The sequence below is a fragment of the Vibrio sp. RM-69-4 genome, assembly GCF_024743775.1.
Lineage (GTDB): Bacteria > Pseudomonadota > Gammaproteobacteria > Enterobacterales > Vibrionaceae > Vibrio > Vibrio anguillarum.
Window position 1 is genome coordinate 42408 of the sequence record NZ_JAMQXI010000017.1, and the last position, 15121, is coordinate 57528.

General features: G+C 44.9%; 15 protein-coding genes. 13 read left to right on the forward strand and 2 right to left on the reverse strand.

Features of this window, described 5'->3' with window-relative positions; genetic code table 11:
- The first annotated feature begins 198 nt into the window (after positions 1-198).
- Positions 199-1173, forward strand: coding sequence for an HTH-type transcriptional regulator CysB (gene cysB, locus NB504_RS01365; RefSeq protein ID WP_010317444.1), 975 nt, complete (start codon positions 199-201; stop codon positions 1171-1173).
- 78 nt (positions 1174-1251) lie between these two features.
- A complete protein-coding gene (locus tag NB504_RS01370) occupies positions 1252-2448 on the forward strand; it encodes a methyltransferase (RefSeq protein WP_017044600.1) in 1197 nt (398 codons plus the stop codon).
- Between the two features lie 59 nt (positions 2449-2507).
- Here the strand turns inward: NB504_RS01370 and ald are convergent, their stop codons facing one another.
- Entirely contained in the window at positions 2508-3632 is a 1125-nt protein-coding gene (gene ald, locus NB504_RS01375; protein ID WP_017041996.1) for an alanine dehydrogenase, read from the reverse strand.
- A gap of 156 nt (positions 3633-3788) precedes the next feature.
- Between ald and lrp the strand changes: the two genes are divergently transcribed.
- Together lrp and NB504_RS01385 are read left to right on the forward strand one after the other, a co-directional pair.
- Positions 3789-4283 (forward strand): leucine-responsive transcriptional regulator Lrp, encoded by a 495-nt coding sequence (gene lrp, locus NB504_RS01380; RefSeq protein WP_010317439.1) that lies wholly within the window; start codon positions 3789-3791, stop codon positions 4281-4283.
- Positions 4284-4470: 187 nt separating this feature from the next.
- On the forward strand, positions 4471-7356 hold the full coding sequence (locus NB504_RS01385; RefSeq protein ID WP_258428110.1) for a DNA translocase FtsK: 2886 nt from the start codon (positions 4471-4473) through the stop codon (positions 7354-7356).
- Between the two features lie 101 nt (positions 7357-7457).
- Here NB504_RS01385 and NB504_RS01390 read toward each other — a convergent pair whose 3' ends face one another.
- On the reverse strand, positions 7458-7625 hold the full coding sequence (locus NB504_RS01390; protein ID WP_017041998.1) for a hypothetical protein: 168 nt from the start codon (positions 7623-7625) through the stop codon (positions 7458-7460).
- Positions 7626-7932: 307 nt separating this feature from the next.
- Between NB504_RS01390 and htpX the strand changes: the two genes are divergently transcribed.
- The 9 genes from htpX (at position 7933) to NB504_RS01435 (ending at position 15082) form a co-directional block, all read left to right on the forward strand.
- On the forward strand, positions 7933-8796 hold the full coding sequence (gene htpX / locus NB504_RS01395; protein ID WP_013857168.1) for a protease HtpX: 864 nt from the start codon (positions 7933-7935) through the stop codon (positions 8794-8796).
- A 220-nt stretch (positions 8797-9016) separates the two neighbouring features.
- Positions 9017-9436: a nuclear transport factor 2 family protein gene (locus tag NB504_RS01400; protein WP_170899133.1), complete on the forward strand. Its 420-nt coding sequence runs from the start codon at positions 9017-9019 to the stop codon at positions 9434-9436.
- Positions 9433-10155, forward strand: coding sequence for an SDR family NAD(P)-dependent oxidoreductase (locus NB504_RS01405; protein WP_013857166.1), 723 nt, complete (start codon positions 9433-9435; stop codon positions 10153-10155). Before NB504_RS01400 ends, NB504_RS01405 begins: the two co-directional genes overlap by 4 nt.
- Positions 10156-10185: 30 nt before the next feature.
- Positions 10186-11460 (forward strand): NAD(P)/FAD-dependent oxidoreductase, encoded by a 1275-nt coding sequence (locus NB504_RS01410; RefSeq protein ID WP_258428111.1) that lies wholly within the window; start codon positions 10186-10188, stop codon positions 11458-11460.
- Complete coding sequence (locus NB504_RS01415; RefSeq protein ID WP_208871761.1) at positions 11460-12200, forward strand: DUF1365 domain-containing protein; 741 nt, start codon at positions 11460-11462, stop codon at positions 12198-12200. The genes NB504_RS01410 and NB504_RS01415 overlap by 1 nt, the downstream gene beginning before the upstream one ends.
- Before the next feature lie 57 nt (positions 12201-12257).
- Complete coding sequence (locus NB504_RS01420) at positions 12258-13505, forward strand: cyclopropane-fatty-acyl-phospholipid synthase family protein (protein ID WP_258428112.1); 1248 nt, start codon at positions 12258-12260, stop codon at positions 13503-13505.
- Positions 13505-14002, forward strand: coding sequence for a DUF2878 domain-containing protein (locus NB504_RS01425; RefSeq protein WP_258428113.1), 498 nt, complete (start codon positions 13505-13507; stop codon positions 14000-14002). Before NB504_RS01420 ends, NB504_RS01425 begins: the two co-directional genes overlap by 1 nt.
- Positions 13980-14558, forward strand: coding sequence for a chalcone isomerase family protein (locus tag NB504_RS01430; protein WP_258428114.1), 579 nt, complete (start codon positions 13980-13982; stop codon positions 14556-14558). The genes NB504_RS01425 and NB504_RS01430 overlap by 23 nt, the downstream gene beginning before the upstream one ends.
- Entirely contained in the window at positions 14555-15082 is a 528-nt protein-coding gene (locus NB504_RS01435; protein WP_017049908.1) for a DUF3833 domain-containing protein, read from the forward strand. The genes NB504_RS01430 and NB504_RS01435 overlap by 4 nt, the downstream gene beginning before the upstream one ends.
- Positions 15083-15121: the final 39 nt, after the last annotated feature.

A 15121-nucleotide genomic window follows, 5' to 3' on the forward strand; every position in this document is an offset into this window, starting at 1 on the left:
TTAACCCCTAAAAACTGCCTTTTATTGCTTAGATTGGGCGATAGTTGGCAAAAATTTAGTCAGCTACGCAAAATACTTACTTTTTTCTTCGCTCTTGAATCATCAAGCTTTGAATTGAGAGTGTTAAGCGTTATAACTAATAATTATAAACTATGATTGAAAGATCTGGATCTTTGATAATGGATTACGGGGCCAATAATGAAGTTACAGCAGTTAAAATATATTGTTGAAGTGGTTAATCACAACCTGAATGTCTCAGCAACTGCGGAAAGCCTTTATACCTCTCAGCCAGGCATTAGTAAACAGGTTCGTTTACTCGAAGATGAATTGGGTATTCAAATTTTTGAGCGTAGCGGTAAGCACCTGACACAAGTCACGGGTGCAGGTGAAGATATTATTCGTATCTCACAAGAGATCCTTTCACGTGTGGAAAGCATTAAGGCCGTGGCAGGGGAGCATACGCACCCTGAGATGGGTACGCTGAATATTTCAACGACTCATACACAAGCTCGCTACGCGTTACCTGATGTAATCAAAGGATTCACTGCGCGTTATCCGAAAGTGTCGTTACACATGCACCAAGGTACTCCAAGTCAGATGTCGGAAGCTGTTGCAAAAGGCACCGCTAATTTTGCGATAGCAACAGAAGCGCTTCATCTGTACCAAGATGCCATCATGCTACCTTGTTATCATTGGAATCGTTCTATTGTTGTGCCTAAAGATCATGCTCTTGCAAAAAAAGAACGGGTAACGATTGAGGATTTAGCCGCGTATCCATTGGTCACTTACGTGTTTGGTTTTACTGGTCGTTCAGAGTTAGACACTGCATTTAATCGCGTAGGGTTAACGCCGCGAGTTGTCTTCACCGCCACCGATGCGGATGTGATAAAAACTTATGTCCGAATGGGAATTGGGGTGGGTGTTATCGCAAGTATGGCGATAGATAAATCACGCGACACCGATCTTATCGCGATTGATGCCAGCCATCTTTTTGGTGCGAGCACGACTAGCATTGGGTTTCGCCGAGGCACATTCCTGCGCTCTTATATGTTTGACTTTATGGAACGTTTCGCGCCTCATCTTACTCGCCCTGTCGTCGAACGGGCTACCTCGTTAAAATCGAATATCGAAATAGAAGAGATGTTTAAAGACATTGAATTGCCAGTTCGTTAAGCAAATTTCGATCATTTAAAACGAAACACTTTCTAATTAAACCATCACCTCCTAGAATTGGCCTTTCTAGGGGGATATATGCGCGCGCTTTTCAAACATATCGATGCTTTTTTAATTGAAAACCAACGTTTTTGGCGATTTGAGCCCTTTCATCATAGTGGCTTAGACAGTTCACCTTGGAAACATTCAGATCATAGGCTGGATCAGTGGTTGCAAACGCTATCTTTGGACAGTATCGATAGCTTAAAGTCATCGCCGCAAGCGCTCATTGAGCAACTTCATCCGTATATCGAGGGGTTAAAAGAAGCGGATATCATGATTAGGCTTCAAGATGCCCCTCGTAATACTCAGCAAGCACTCAGCCCTTACTTAGAGCAGGGGATCCCTGGCAGAAAGCTAGAACAAATTCGTTTAATGAGCGAATCACTCCTCTCTAGGCATTCAGGAACGGAATGGCTAGAGTGGTGCGCGGGTAAAGGCTTTTTAGGTCGAATTATCGCAGCGCAGTCAAAACAAAAAGTCACTAGTTTTGAATATCAGTCGCAGCTCTGCCATGCAGGACAAGCTTGCGCCGATGAACATGATCTTCCGATGCAATTTATTCAAGGGGACGCTTTTGAGCCGCAAGCGTTTGGCGTTTTCAATACCAATCAGCATGCCGTCGCTTTACATGCCTGTGGTGATCTCCATGTTCGCCTACTCGAATATTCTGTTGCTCATCGCTTGCCTGCGATTACGTTTTCACCATGTTGCTACCATTTAATCAAAGCCGATAGCTACCAACCCATGTCCAGCTACGGTCGTACTTCTTCTCTTGCCTTGTCCAAAGAAGAGCTGCGTATTCCGCTACAAGAAACCGTTACGGGGGGAGAGCGGGTTCGCCGTCATCGTTTGCAAGAAATGACGTTTCGTTTGGGTTTTGATTTGTTGCTAAGATCTGAGCTTGGGCATCATCAATATTGCCCAATTCCGAGCCTCAAAAAATCACAACTAGCCGAAGGATTTTTAGCTTTTTGTTATTGGGCGGCGGCACAAAAAGGCATCGTATTACCAGAAGTGGATTGGCCTGCTTATGAACGTAAAGGCAAGCAGCGTTTTTGGCAGATGGAAAGGATAGGCTTAGTACAACAGGCATTTCGCCGCATGATTGAGCTTTGGTTGGTATTGGATAAGGCACTTTATCTTCAAGAGCAAGGCTATGAGGTGCAGATTGAGCAGTTTTGCGCTAGGAAAGTAACGCCACGCAATATATTGGTTCACGCTTATAAAAAATAAAAGCCAAGCGCATGACGCACTTGACTAAGAATTGAGAGCTTTACCGCAAATTGTTATCGTTAGTTAAACAGAGCGATAGCTTCAGATGGGTCAAGATATTCAAGGTTGAAACTCTCGGCGACCTCTTTACAGGTGACTTTACCGTGTATCACGTTTAAACCTTCTAGGAATCCTTTATCCTCTAATAATGCACGTTGATAACCTTTATTGGCCAGTTTAACAATGTAAGGCAACGTAGCGTTATTCAAGGCGAAAGTTGATGTGCGAGCCACAGCGCCTGGCATGTTTGCGACGCAGTAATGAACGACGTCATCAACGATATAGGTCGGGTCATCATGAGTGGTAGCATGTGAGGTTTCAAAGCAGCCGCCTTGGTCAATTGCCACATCAACGACCGCAGAGCCAGGTTTCATTCTAGAAATCAGATCTTTAGTTACGAGTTTAGGAGCTGCTGCTCCGGGGATCAGTACTGCGCCTATTACTAAATCGGCTTCGAGGACGTATTTTTCAATCGCATCCTTTGTTGAATACACGACTTTAGCGTGACCTTGGAATTCTTCATCGAGTTTACGCAGCATATCAACACTTCGGTCGAGAATCGTCACATCAGCACGCATTCCGACAGCAATTCTGGCTGCGTTAGCACCGACTACACCACCACCAATCACCACCACTTTTGCTGGTGCGACTCCGGGTACACCACCCAGTAACAAACCACAGCCCGCGTGTGATTTTTCTAAACACTGCGCACCTGATTGAATAGACATTCGACCAGCGACTTCAGACATTGGTGCTAATAGTGGCAAGCGACCCATATTATCTGTTACAGTCTCGTAGGCTATACAGACAGCTTTGCTCTTGATTAGCTCCTCAGTTTGTGGAAAATCTGGAGCTAGATGTAAATAGGTAAATAAAATTTGGCCTTCGCGGAGCATTGCTCGTTCAGCAGCCTGAGGTTCTTTGACCTTAACAATCATTTCTGCTTTCGCAAAAATGTTAGAAGCAGTAGGAAGAATGGATGCGCCTACAGCGATGTAATCATCGTCTGAAAAGCCGATGCCGGAACCGGCATTTGTTTCAACATAAACTTGGTGACCGTGTGAGACAAGTTCGCGCACGCTTGCGGGAATCATGCCCACACGATATTCGTGGTTTTTGATTTCTTTAGGAACTCCAATGATCATCCTGACTCCTTAGGTTTTTTTGGTTGTTATAACTATATGTAGGGTTGTTGTTTCGAATTTGTGACTAGTATAGATGTGAATGTGTAAAATTTGATACTGAATATTAAAAAGTTGTAGTATATATTTTTGCAAGGAAGTAATAAGGTGGAATAAAAAATGGCAGACAACTATAAAAGGCCGTCCAAGGATTTAGACCGTATCGATCGCAATATTTTGAATGAATTGCAGAAAGATGGTCGTATTTCGAATGTAGAATTATCAAAACGAGTGGGTTTATCTCCAACCCCCTGTTTAGAGCGTGTACGTCGTTTAGAGCGTCAAGGTTTCATTACCGGTTATACCGCGTTGTTGAATCCACAATATCTTGATGCTTCGCTGTTGGTATTTGTGGAAATTACATTGAATCGCGGTGCACCTGATGTGTTTGAACAGTTTAATACTGCGGTTCAAAAACTGGATGACATTCAAGAATGCCATCTTGTTTCGGGTGATTTTGACTATCTTCTCAAAACTCGAGTCTCTGACATGGGGGCGTATCGTAAATTGTTGGGTGATACGCTATTGCGTTTGCCCGGAGTCAATGACACTCGCACTTATGTTGTGATGGAAGAAGTGAAGCAAAGTAACCAGTTGGTTATCAAAACTCGATAACGCCAGATTGTCTGAATAGTGGTACTTCTTTCCACATTCTGACGTTCGCCAATTGGGTTTTTAACCTTGATGTGGTTAAATCACACAACAAACCGAGCGGCTTTTGCCGCTCGGACTGTTTTCACCCAAACCAACGCATCAAGCCGCAATAAACCTTGAGTGTTGGCGTTAATCAGAATCTAGGTTTATGTTCAAAGAGAACCAAAATAAAGTTGAGACCATTATTAAGACCAGCGAAGAGCCTCAGTCTTCACGCCTCAATGGATCGCAACGTCTGAAAGAGTGCGGGCTTATTGTCGCTGTGCTTGCCTCTGTGCTTCTTTCCATCGCTTTATTAACATTTAGTCCCGCCGATCCTTCATGGTCGCAAACCGCGTGGGGAGGCGATATTAAAAATGCAGGCGGTATTATTGGCGCATGGATTGCCGATACCTTGTTCTTTATTTTTGGATCGCTGGCCTACCCAATACCGCTCATGATTACTGTGCTAGCATGGGTTTTTCTGCGTAAAAGAGAAGAGAATGAACCCCTTGATTTTGTGCTGTGGGGAACGCGTTTACTCGGCTTAACCATCTTGATTTTGACCAGTTGTGGCCTTGCGGATATCAACTTTGACGATATTTGGTATTTTTCATCTGGTGGTGTGATTGGGGATGTCTTAACCAGTTTGGCGCTGCCAACGCTTAATTTACTAGGCTCAACCCTAGTATTGCTCTTTTTATGGGGCGCTGGTTTTACGCTGCTAACGGGTATCTCCTGGCTAAGCATTGTGGAATGGTTAGGCACGATGAGTATTTCTCTTGGCGTTGCGTTGATCAATCGATTACGTGGTGAGAAAGATGAAGATATTGCGCCCGTTTTGTCGCCAATGGAATTGTCGCCGCTTGAATCATCATCCGCAGACTTAGCCGTTGTTGAGTCTAGTTCGCCAAATGAAGAATATGTCAAATCAGCCCTCGATGCGTTTGGGGCCGAGCAATACACGCCTGCGGTAGCGGTTGAAGAAGAGCTGGAACAGACTCACTCGCCAAGACGTTTTAATATTCACATGCCAGCGGCCAAAACTCAGGCTAACACTTCTCCTGAATTCAGTGAAACTCACTCAGATGAAGTGCCATTTGATCGCAGCAAGCAACTTAGTGCAACGATTGAAGAGTTAGAATCTGTTGCTTTGGAAGAGGATGACCTTGCTCTTTCATCGGCAGACTGGGTAGATGAAAGAGCTAATGAGCATCAAGCATTAGCCAGTGCCGACCTCGATGCCAGTCAAGAAGCTCAGCAATATGCATGGGCAGAGGACGAAGAGGTGAGCGATCCGTCGCTTACGATGACAGAAGTTGATCTTGATGTGTCGCGTGTTGAACCGGTTATTTCTAATTTGGATGTGCTGGATGAAGATGAATCAGATCAAGCGTTGGCTGCTGATCTTGATGTGATGTCAGAAGATGACGAGCCACCGTTAGGCCCGCAAGACAGTGATGTGACGGCTTTTCAGAACATGGTGTCTTCGGCTCAGGCCAATATGGCGGCCAAGCAAAACCCATTTTTAATGCAAAAAGAAACTAACCTGCCTAAACCGACGGAGCCACTACCGACGTTAGAGCTTCTGTATCACCCAGAAAAGCGTGAACACTTTATTGACCGAGAGGCATTAGAGGAGGTTGCTCGTTTGGTTGAATCTAAACTCGCGGATTACAAAATCCAAGCGCAAGTGGTTGATATCTTTCCGGGGCCGGTTATCACTCGTTTTGAATTAGATTTAGCTCCAGGCGTAAAAGTGAGCCGTATTTCTAGCCTATCGATGGATTTGGCGCGTTCTTTATCGGCAATGGCGGTGAGGGTGGTTGAAGTGATCCCTGGTAAACCTTATGTTGGTCTTGAACTGCCAAACATGAGTCGTCAAACCGTCTATTTGTCAGATGTTATAAAAAGCCGTCAATTCCAAGAAGCGAAATCACCCACGACCATCGTTTTAGGGCAAGACATTGCAGGCGAAGCATTGGTCGCGGATTTAGCCAAAATGCCGCACGTGTTGGTGGCTGGTACTACAGGCTCAGGTAAGTCGGTTGGGGTCAACGTGATGATCCTCAGCATGCTTTATAAAGCGAGCCCAGAAGACGTTCGCTTTATTATGATTGACCCGAAAATGTTAGAGCTATCGATCTACGAGGGTATTCCTCACCTGTTGGCTGAAGTCGTGACTGACATGAAAGACGCATCAAATGCTTTACGTTGGTGTGTGGGTGAAATGGAACGTCGTTATAAATTAATGTCTGTGCTTGGTGTGCGTAACATTAAAGGCTTCAATGATAAGCTAAAAATGGCTGCTGCTGCTGGCCACCCCATCCACGATCCTTTGTGGAGAGAAGGGGACAGTATGGAGAGTGAACCGCCACTGCTGGAAAAACTGCCTTACATTGTCGTGGTTGTTGATGAATTTGCTGATCTGATGATGGTGGTGGGTAAAAAAGTAGAAGAGTTGATCGCACGTTTGGCACAAAAGGCTCGTGCTGCGGGTATTCACCTTATTTTGGCCACTCAGCGCCCATCGGTTGATGTGATCACCGGTTTAATCAAAGCGAATATTCCGACCCGCGTTGCGTTTACCGTTTCGACTAAAACTGACTCAAGAACTATTTTGGACCAAAGTGGTGCAGAATCACTGCTCGGTATGGGCGATATGCTCTATCTACCACCGGGTTCTAGCCACACGATCCGGGTTCACGGTGCGTTTGCCTCGGATGAAGATGTGCATGCGGTGGTAAACAACTGGAAAGCACGCGGTAAGCCGAACTACATAGAAGAGATCACTTATGGTGACCAAGGACCAGAAGCCTTGCTACCCGGTGAGAAGATGGAAAGTGATGAAGAAGTGGATCCGCTATTTGATCAAGTGGTTGAACATGTAGTGGAAACGCGTCGAGGTTCAGTTTCAGGTGTACAACGCCGATTTAAAATCGGTTACAACCGCGCTGCAAGAATTGTAGAGCAGCTGGAAGCACAAGGTATTGTGAGCGCTCCCGGCCATAATGGTAATCGCGAAGTTCTATCGCCAGCGCCGCCGCGAGATTAATCACGGTCATTGTAGGCAACACAAACAAAACAGCGCCACCCATGATGCCATGAGCGGCGCTGTTTCAATTTAGCTAGCATAAACTCTCGCCAGCCTAACGGCTATTTTTCTTGCATCAGCCCCATCAGTGCTTGTTGCGTGTCAGATATTTGCTGCTGCGCGGATGGTGTACTGCCAATTCCCAATTGTTGTTTAGCTTCATCTTCAGAGAGACCTAAGTGGCAACACAGTAAATCAATCGCCATTTGATAGTTGCTCGTTTCAGCCATGATGCTGTCCTTTGTCCGTCGAAAATGTCTGTTTCCCCATGTAATGTAGTCACTTTAGCTGGCACTCTCAATACGACCAAAGTCTTATGCGTTCAATTGCCCATTACGTGCTGTAAGGGTAGGTTAACCATCTTGCTGTTCAATAACAGATTTTAGAAAACTCGGTGTCAGACATTAAATGTTTCAATTTATCGCTTAACCTTGTTTTTCAAATCTTAGACTATATGTATATGAAAAATTGTGTAGGTTCATGCTAGCGTCGCTTGCAGCCTACACTCATAATAAGCTTTTCATTCGGAGATAAGTAATGAAGCGAGTCATGTTATTTCTAGCAACCAACCTTGCGGTGGTTCTGGTTCTTAGCCTTGTATTAAATATTGTTTATGCTGTGACGGGGATGCAGCCGGGCAGTTTATCTGGCTTGCTCGTCATGGCCGCGTTGTTTGGTTTTGGCGGCTCATTTATTTCATTATTGATGTCAAAGAGCATGGCTCTGCGCTCAGTAGGTGGAATGGTGATTGAAAGTCCACGTAACGAAACTGAGCATTGGCTAGTGCAAACGGTGCGTCGTCAAGCTCAGCAAGCGGGTATTGGTATGCCAACGGTAGCAATTTATGATTCACCGGACATCAACGCTTTTGCAACCGGCGCTAAACGTGATGATTCTCTCGTCGCTGTTTCAACGGGGCTATTGCACAGCATGACGCGTGACGAGGCCGAAGCGGTATTGGCGCATGAAGTGAGCCACATTGCCAATGGCGATATGGTTACGATGACTTTAATGCAAGGAGTGGTTAACACCTTCGTTATTTTCTTATCGCGCTTTATCGCAAACATCGTGTCGTCTCGTGATTCAGAAGAGGGTGGCGGTAGCAATATGATGGTTTATTTTGGCATCTCTATGGTGCTGGAATTGGTATTTGGCTTCCTCGCGAGCTTTATTACGATGTGGTATAGCCGTCATCGCGAATTCCACGCCGACGCAGGTGCAGCAAAGCTTGTGGGTAAACACAAGATGATTGCGGCGTTAGAGCGTTTAAAAATGGGGCAAGAATCTCAATTAGAAGGTTCCATGATGGCTTTTGGTATCAACGGTAAACGTTCAATGACGGAATTATTGATGAGTCACCCGCCGCTTGATAAACGCATCGCCGCTTTGCGCAATAGTTAATCTAAGCTAACTAAAAAGAGAAGGCCAGCGAATTACGCTGGCCTTTTTGATCGTCGTAACTATTGGAATTTTGGTCTTTATTTTCTTTTTTGATCTTAATTCCTTGCAACCACGTATGCATTGAAAAGATACAAAGTTATACAAGAAATATTTTGTATAACTAAGCGACTTGTACTATTTTGTACATGTGAAGTTTTTGTATAACTTATGGAAACGTACAATGGATGTCGAATCGGTTGCTCAAGTTTATCGTCAACTCAACAAAGAGAACTTGCCTTTATTACGTCAGGTTTATCACGACAATGTCCTTTTTGAGGATGCCGCTCATCGAATAGAAGGTTGGTGTGCGCTATCGGATTATTTTGCTCGTTTGTATCAGAACGTAGAGCGTTGTGATTTTACCATCCATGATCACCAGCAAGTCGGTGACTGCGGCTTTCTCACATGGACTATGTCTTTGCAGCATCCTCGGCTAGCTCGTGGAAAACTTATACAAGTGCAAGGGATGAGCCATCTCAAGTTTCAAGACAACCAAGTTATTTATCACCGTGATTACTTCGACTTGGGAGAAATGCTCTATGAGCACATTCCGCTGCTGGGAAGTGTTATTCGTTCGATCAAACAGAGGTTAGGGCAATGAAGAGTGTACTTATCACGGGAGCCACTTCTGGTATTGGTTATCAGCTAGCTGTTGATTATGCAAAAACGGGTTGGCAAGTTATTGCTTGTGGGCGTAACCAAGCCAAGCTTAATCAAATGCATCAAGAGTATCCGCAGATCCAAGGCATTGCGTTTGATATTACCGATTTTGAGCAAACGAAATCGGCTTTATCGCAACTGCCTTTTACTCCTTCACTGTGGATCCTCAACGCTGGCGATTGCGAATACATCGATCATGGTCAAATGGATTCACTTCGGTTTAAGCGTGTGTTTGACGTAAACGTTTTGGGTTTAGCTCATTGCATTGAGGCGATACAGCATCACTTTGTTGCTAACCACCGTGTGGCGATCGTTGGTTCCATCGCCAGTGAAATCGCGCTGCCAAGAGCAGAAGCCTATGGCGCTTCTAAAGCGGCGGTTAGCTACTTAGCACGCTCGCTCATGCAAGATTGGCGAGCGCAAGGTGTTGCTGTGACGATGATCTATCCTGGGTTTGTTGCCACGCCTTTGACTGATAAAAATAGTTTTTCGATGCCAATGATGGTCAGTGCCGAGTATGCATCGCAGGCGATTCGCCGTGGGTTGGAAAAAGGCAAAACCACCCTCTATTTTCCGGCCCGTTTTACGAGCCTATTACGTTTGATTGGCAGCTTACCTTACGCATGGCAAGGCAAATTAGTTGCGGCATTACTTAAATAACGAGCTGTTTTGTAATTAAAGGAATTGAGTATGAAAATCGCCATTATTGGTAGCGGTATTTCCGGTTTGACATGCGGTTATTATTTGCATAAACATCATGATGTTACCGTGTTTGAAGCCAATCATTACATTGGGGGGCATACCGCCACCGTCGATATTGAGCTCGATGGTCAAAATCATGCAGTTGATACTGGTTTTATCGTGTACAACGACCGGACCTACCCAAATTTCATCGCAATGATGAATGAAATTGGCGTAAAAGGCATTCCGACTCAAATGAGCTTCAGTGTGCGCAATGATGCGAATGGGCTGGAATATAACGGTCATACCGCAACTACGTTGTTTGCACAAAAGCGGAACTGGTTAAACCCTGTCTTTTATCGCTTTATTTTTGAAATCATTCGCTTCAATCGGTTAGCGAAACAACAAGCAGAACAAGCGCATCAATCAATGCAAACCTTAGGTGATTTCTTATTTGAGCACCAATTTTCTGACTATTTTTGTGAAAATTATATTTTACCGATGGGAGCGGCAATTTGGTCATCTTCCTTGGCTGATATGCGGGTTTTTCCGTTAAGTTTCTTTTTGCGTTTCTTCCTCAACCATGGCCTGCTAGAGATCACTAACCGACCACAATGGTATGTGGTTGAAGGCGGATCGCGCGCGTACATCGAACCCTTGACGCAAGGTTTTAAAGATAAGATTCATCTTGATAGCCCAGTTACACAAGTCAAACGCGGCTCGGCAGGTGTCGAGCTCATTGTTAATGGGCAATCACACCACTTTGATCATGTAATTTTTGCATGTCACAGCGATCAGGCATTAGGTATGTTAGAGCAACCGACAGAGGCTGAACAAGAGGTGCTCGGCGTAATGCACTATCAAGCCAATGAAGTCACTTTACATACCGACACATCATTGCTGCCTAAGCGAAAAGCCGCTTGGGCAGCTTGGAATTATTGGCTTGATGGCAGTTCAGATCAAGAATCGCGTTTACCAGCGCTGACCTACAATATGAATATCTTGCAGCATATTAAAGGCGCTCATACTTTTTGTGTATCGCTCAACAGCGGTGACCGCATTGCTGGTGAGAAAGTTTTACGACAGTTTACTTATCACCACCCGGTATTCACCACGCAATCTATCGCGGCTCAGCAACGCAAGCCTGAAGTCAACGGTGTGAATAACACTTGGTACTGTGGCGCTTATTGGCGCAATGGTTTTCATGAAGATGGCGTGACCAGTGCGCTGGATGTGGTGACACAACTTGAAGCGCAAGCGCAGCAGTTAAAAGGCGCGGCGTGATGGAGACGGAGCCCAACAGTTGTTTGATGGTTGGCATGGTACGTCACCGACGCTTTACACCGATTGAACATGCGCTCAATTATCCATTGTTTATGCCGTGTATTGATCTCGATGAACTGGAGCAACTGAGTGATTCAGTTTGGGGGTTTGGCGAAAAATGGTGGCACTGGGCGCGTTTTCAGCGCGCCGATTATCTTGGTGAAGGGGATTTAAAACAGTGCATACAAGATAAAGTTCATGAGCTGACGGGCGACCGCTGCTCTGGAAAGGTGATAGCAGTATGTCACCTTCGTTATTTAGGAATCTATTTCAGCCCGGTTAATTTCTACTATCTTTATGATCAACAAGGTGAATGGCAATACTTGTTGGCCGAAGTGAGTAATACACCTTGGAATCAACGGCACTACTACGCGGTGAAAGCACAAGCGGGAGAAGAGCAGCAACAGTGGCGTCATCAAAAGGCGTTTCATGTTTCTCCCTTCAATCCTATTGATCAGCAATATCATTGGAAGTTGAAGCCGCTTGGTTCGTCATTGAGTGTGCATTTGGAATGTCACAAAGAAGGTAAAGTTTTCGATGCTACTTTATCGATGAAGGCACAACCATTTAATTCAAAAAATTTACTCAAGTTATTGATCAAAACACCCGTGATGGCCGTAAAAGTGACAATAGGTATTTACTGGCATGCTTTAAAGCTGTGGCTTAAAGGAGCACCTTTCTACTCCAATCCACATTCATAAATACGCAAGATCTACACAGAGACAGTGTCTAAATAACAATAACAAGGAGAACGCTCAATGCTTAATTCACAAACTCTCGCGTTGCCCAAGCAACTGACAGGGTTGCAAAAGAGTGCAAGAAGCTTCATTTTTCGCTGTCTACAGCGTTTAGACGTCGGCACTTTAACCATCATTGAAACCTTTTCCAATGAAGGCGCGTCCAGTCAGGAGACTTTTGGCGTACTTAAAGAGCATCAACCCCATGCAACTATTGAAATACATCACCCTCATTTTTATGCTCGTTTATTAAAAGGGGGTAGTATTGCAGCGGGTGAAGCTTACATGGATGGTTGGTGGGATAGCCCGAATTTGACCAGCCTAATGGAACTGATGGCTCGTAATGTCAGTGCATTAGATGGCATTGAAGCTCGCAGTAGTGTGTTGACCAAACTTTTTTATAAAGTCAGCCATTGGCTCAACCGAAATTCAATCGATAAAGCCAAAGAGAATATTCATGCCCACTACGATCTAGGCAATGATCTCTACCACACCTTTTTAGACAGTAATATGCTCTATTCCAGCGCGTTGTTTCTGCATCTGGATGAAACGTTAGAGCAGGCGCAAATCAATAAAATGGAACGTTTGTGCCAGCAGTTGCAACTCAAAGCAAGCGACCACGTGATTGAGATTGGCACCGGTTGGGGTGCGATGGCGATTTACATGGCCAAAACTTACGGCTGTCAGGTCACGACGACGACCATTTCTGAAGAGCAGCATTACTACACCGCGCAACAGATAGAGCGGCAGGGGCTGGAGAGTCAAATCACCTTGCTCAAGCAAGATTACCGCCTGCTACAAGGTCAGTACGATAAATTAGTCTCGATAGAGATGATCGAAGCAGTCGGTAAAGAGTACCTCGCCTCTTATATTGAAAAGTGCCAGTCACTACTAAAACCCAATGGTTTGATGGCGATTCAAGCCATTACCATTGCTGATCAACGTTATGATTATTACAGCAATAATGTCGATTTCATTCAGAAATACATTTTCCCCGGCGGTTTTTTACCCTCAATTACTGCATTGACAACGGCGGCGACACAGCACAGTGATTTAGTGGTTCGCAACCTGTTTGATCTTGGTCCTGACTATGCGCATACGCTTGCTCATTGGCGTCACCGTTTTGAGCTTGCAAAACATCAGGTTTCACAACTTGGGTATGATGAGCGATTCACGCGTATGTGGCGTTACTATTTCTGCTACTGCGAGGGGGGATTTTTAGCAAAATCCATCAGCACCGTACATATGACTTTGCAAAGACCGATGTAATGAAAACGCTGTTTGCTGTCTCTCTTTGGTTTCAAGCGATCTGGTTTGTTGCTGTGTTGGGGACAGAACGTTTGCAGTGGTTGGCATTGACCATGATGTTAGCCGCATTGATGTTTTCCTTGCGGCACTTCTCTTACTCTTTGGAAAGGGTAATTGCCTTAACCATTGTGGGTATTGTTATCGATGCCCTTAATCAGTATTTCGGATTATTACGCTTTGCTACCAATGACTTTCCCATTTGGTTAATGGTGTTGTGGGGTGCTTTTTCTTGGTATGCCTCCCATTTAGTGGTGCTGATGAAACGTTATTCATCCAAACTCATTTGTTTGATGGTCGGCGTGTTAGGCAGTTTAAGTTATTGGGCGGCAGAACGTTTAGGCGCTGTACATTTTGATTGGCCATTGGGTTTGACTATGGCCATCTTGTGGCTGCAGTGGATGATGATCGGTGCATTGATACTTAGGGTATTTAGCGATGATGTTAGCAAAGAGAAATAGGCTAAGAAAATTCAACCTGTTACTGATAGTGATTGCCTTTCACAGCTTGGTGAATAATGCTTTTGCGGCGGTGGCAGACGATAAACTGACCGAGTGGCAAACTTGGCCAGTGATTGGCCAAGCGAATTTAAGCTGGTTATGGCTAGATATTTATTTCTCGCAGCTGCGTACCCCATCAGGGCAGTACGAGCAAGGAAGCGATTTATCACCTCATCCCTTGGCGCTTGAAATTGAATATCAGCGCGACATCAGTAGTAAACAGCTGGTGGAATCGACCGCAGAGCAGTGGCAAAAACTCAAATTAACCGAGCAACAAATTGCACCGTGGCTGGTGCACCTATCGTCCATTTTTCCCTGCGTTACTGAGGGCGACCGCTTGATTTACACCTCCGATGGGCAGCAGGGCGCTTTTATTTTTCATCCTAAGAATGGTGTTCAAGCTCAGGTTGGTACAGTAGTCGACGAAGCGTTAAATGACGCCTTTCTCGCGATATGGCTGTCGCCACAGACGCAATACCCACACTTACGCAAACAATTGATAGGAATGCAACCATGAAAGCGATAGCCAGACGCAGTTATCTGTTACTTCTACTTTGGTTAGTGGGGTGCAGCGCTGATCTCACTCAATACCAATCCACGCAACCTAAGTTTGATCTATTTGAATACTTCTCTGGTCGAACGTTCGCATGGGGGATGGTGCAAGATTATACGGGGATGCAAACGCGTCGTTTCGAGGTTGCCATCGACGGAACAGTTGAGGGGAATAAACTTACTTTGGTTGAAGACTTCAATTTTGATGATGGTGAAAAAAGCCAAAGAGTATGGGTGATTGAACGTTTTGCTGATGGAAAATATATCGGTCAAGCGGATGATGTATTAGGCCAAGCCCAAGGGGAAGAAGTGGGTAACGCTTTGCGTTGGCAATATGACTTTTCCTTACCTTATGGTGATTCTACGTTAACCGTTACCTTTGACGACTGGCTTTACCGGCAAGATGAAAAGCGGGTGTTTAACCTGACCAAAATTAAAAAATTTGGTATCGAGGTCGGTAAACTAACGCTGTTCTTTGAAAAACAATAAGGCTCCTTTCGGAGCCTTATTGTGCTGATCATATGGCTT

Coding starts and splice junctions, on each gene's coding strand:
- cysB (WP_010317444.1), top strand. CDS start 199: ATGAAGTTACAGCAGTTAAAATATATTGTTGAAGTGGTTAATCACAAC.
- NB504_RS01370 (WP_017044600.1), top strand. CDS start 1,252: ATGCGCGCGCTTTTCAAACATATCGATGCTTTTTTAATTGAAAACCAA.
- ald (WP_017041996.1), bottom strand. CDS start 3,632: ATGATCATTGGAGTTCCTAAAGAAATCAAAAACCACGAATATCGTGTG.
- lrp (WP_010317439.1), top strand. CDS start 3,789: ATGGCAGACAACTATAAAAGGCCGTCCAAGGATTTAGACCGTATCGAT.
- NB504_RS01385 (WP_258428110.1), top strand. CDS start 4,471: ATGTTCAAAGAGAACCAAAATAAAGTTGAGACCATTATTAAGACCAGC.
- NB504_RS01390 (WP_017041998.1), bottom strand. CDS start 7,625: ATGGCTGAAACGAGCAACTATCAAATGGCGATTGATTTACTGTGTTGC.
- htpX (WP_013857168.1), top strand. CDS start 7,933: ATGAAGCGAGTCATGTTATTTCTAGCAACCAACCTTGCGGTGGTTCTG.
- NB504_RS01400 (WP_170899133.1), top strand. CDS start 9,017: ATGGATGTCGAATCGGTTGCTCAAGTTTATCGTCAACTCAACAAAGAG.
- NB504_RS01405 (WP_013857166.1), top strand. CDS start 9,433: ATGAAGAGTGTACTTATCACGGGAGCCACTTCTGGTATTGGTTATCAG.
- NB504_RS01410 (WP_258428111.1), top strand. CDS start 10,186: ATGAAAATCGCCATTATTGGTAGCGGTATTTCCGGTTTGACATGCGGT.
- NB504_RS01415 (WP_208871761.1), top strand. CDS start 11,460: ATGGAGACGGAGCCCAACAGTTGTTTGATGGTTGGCATGGTACGTCAC.
- NB504_RS01420 (WP_258428112.1), top strand. CDS start 12,258: ATGCTTAATTCACAAACTCTCGCGTTGCCCAAGCAACTGACAGGGTTG.
- NB504_RS01425 (WP_258428113.1), top strand. CDS start 13,505: ATGAAAACGCTGTTTGCTGTCTCTCTTTGGTTTCAAGCGATCTGGTTT.
- NB504_RS01430 (WP_258428114.1), top strand. CDS start 13,980: ATGATGTTAGCAAAGAGAAATAGGCTAAGAAAATTCAACCTGTTACTG.
- NB504_RS01435 (WP_017049908.1), top strand. CDS start 14,555: ATGAAAGCGATAGCCAGACGCAGTTATCTGTTACTTCTACTTTGGTTA.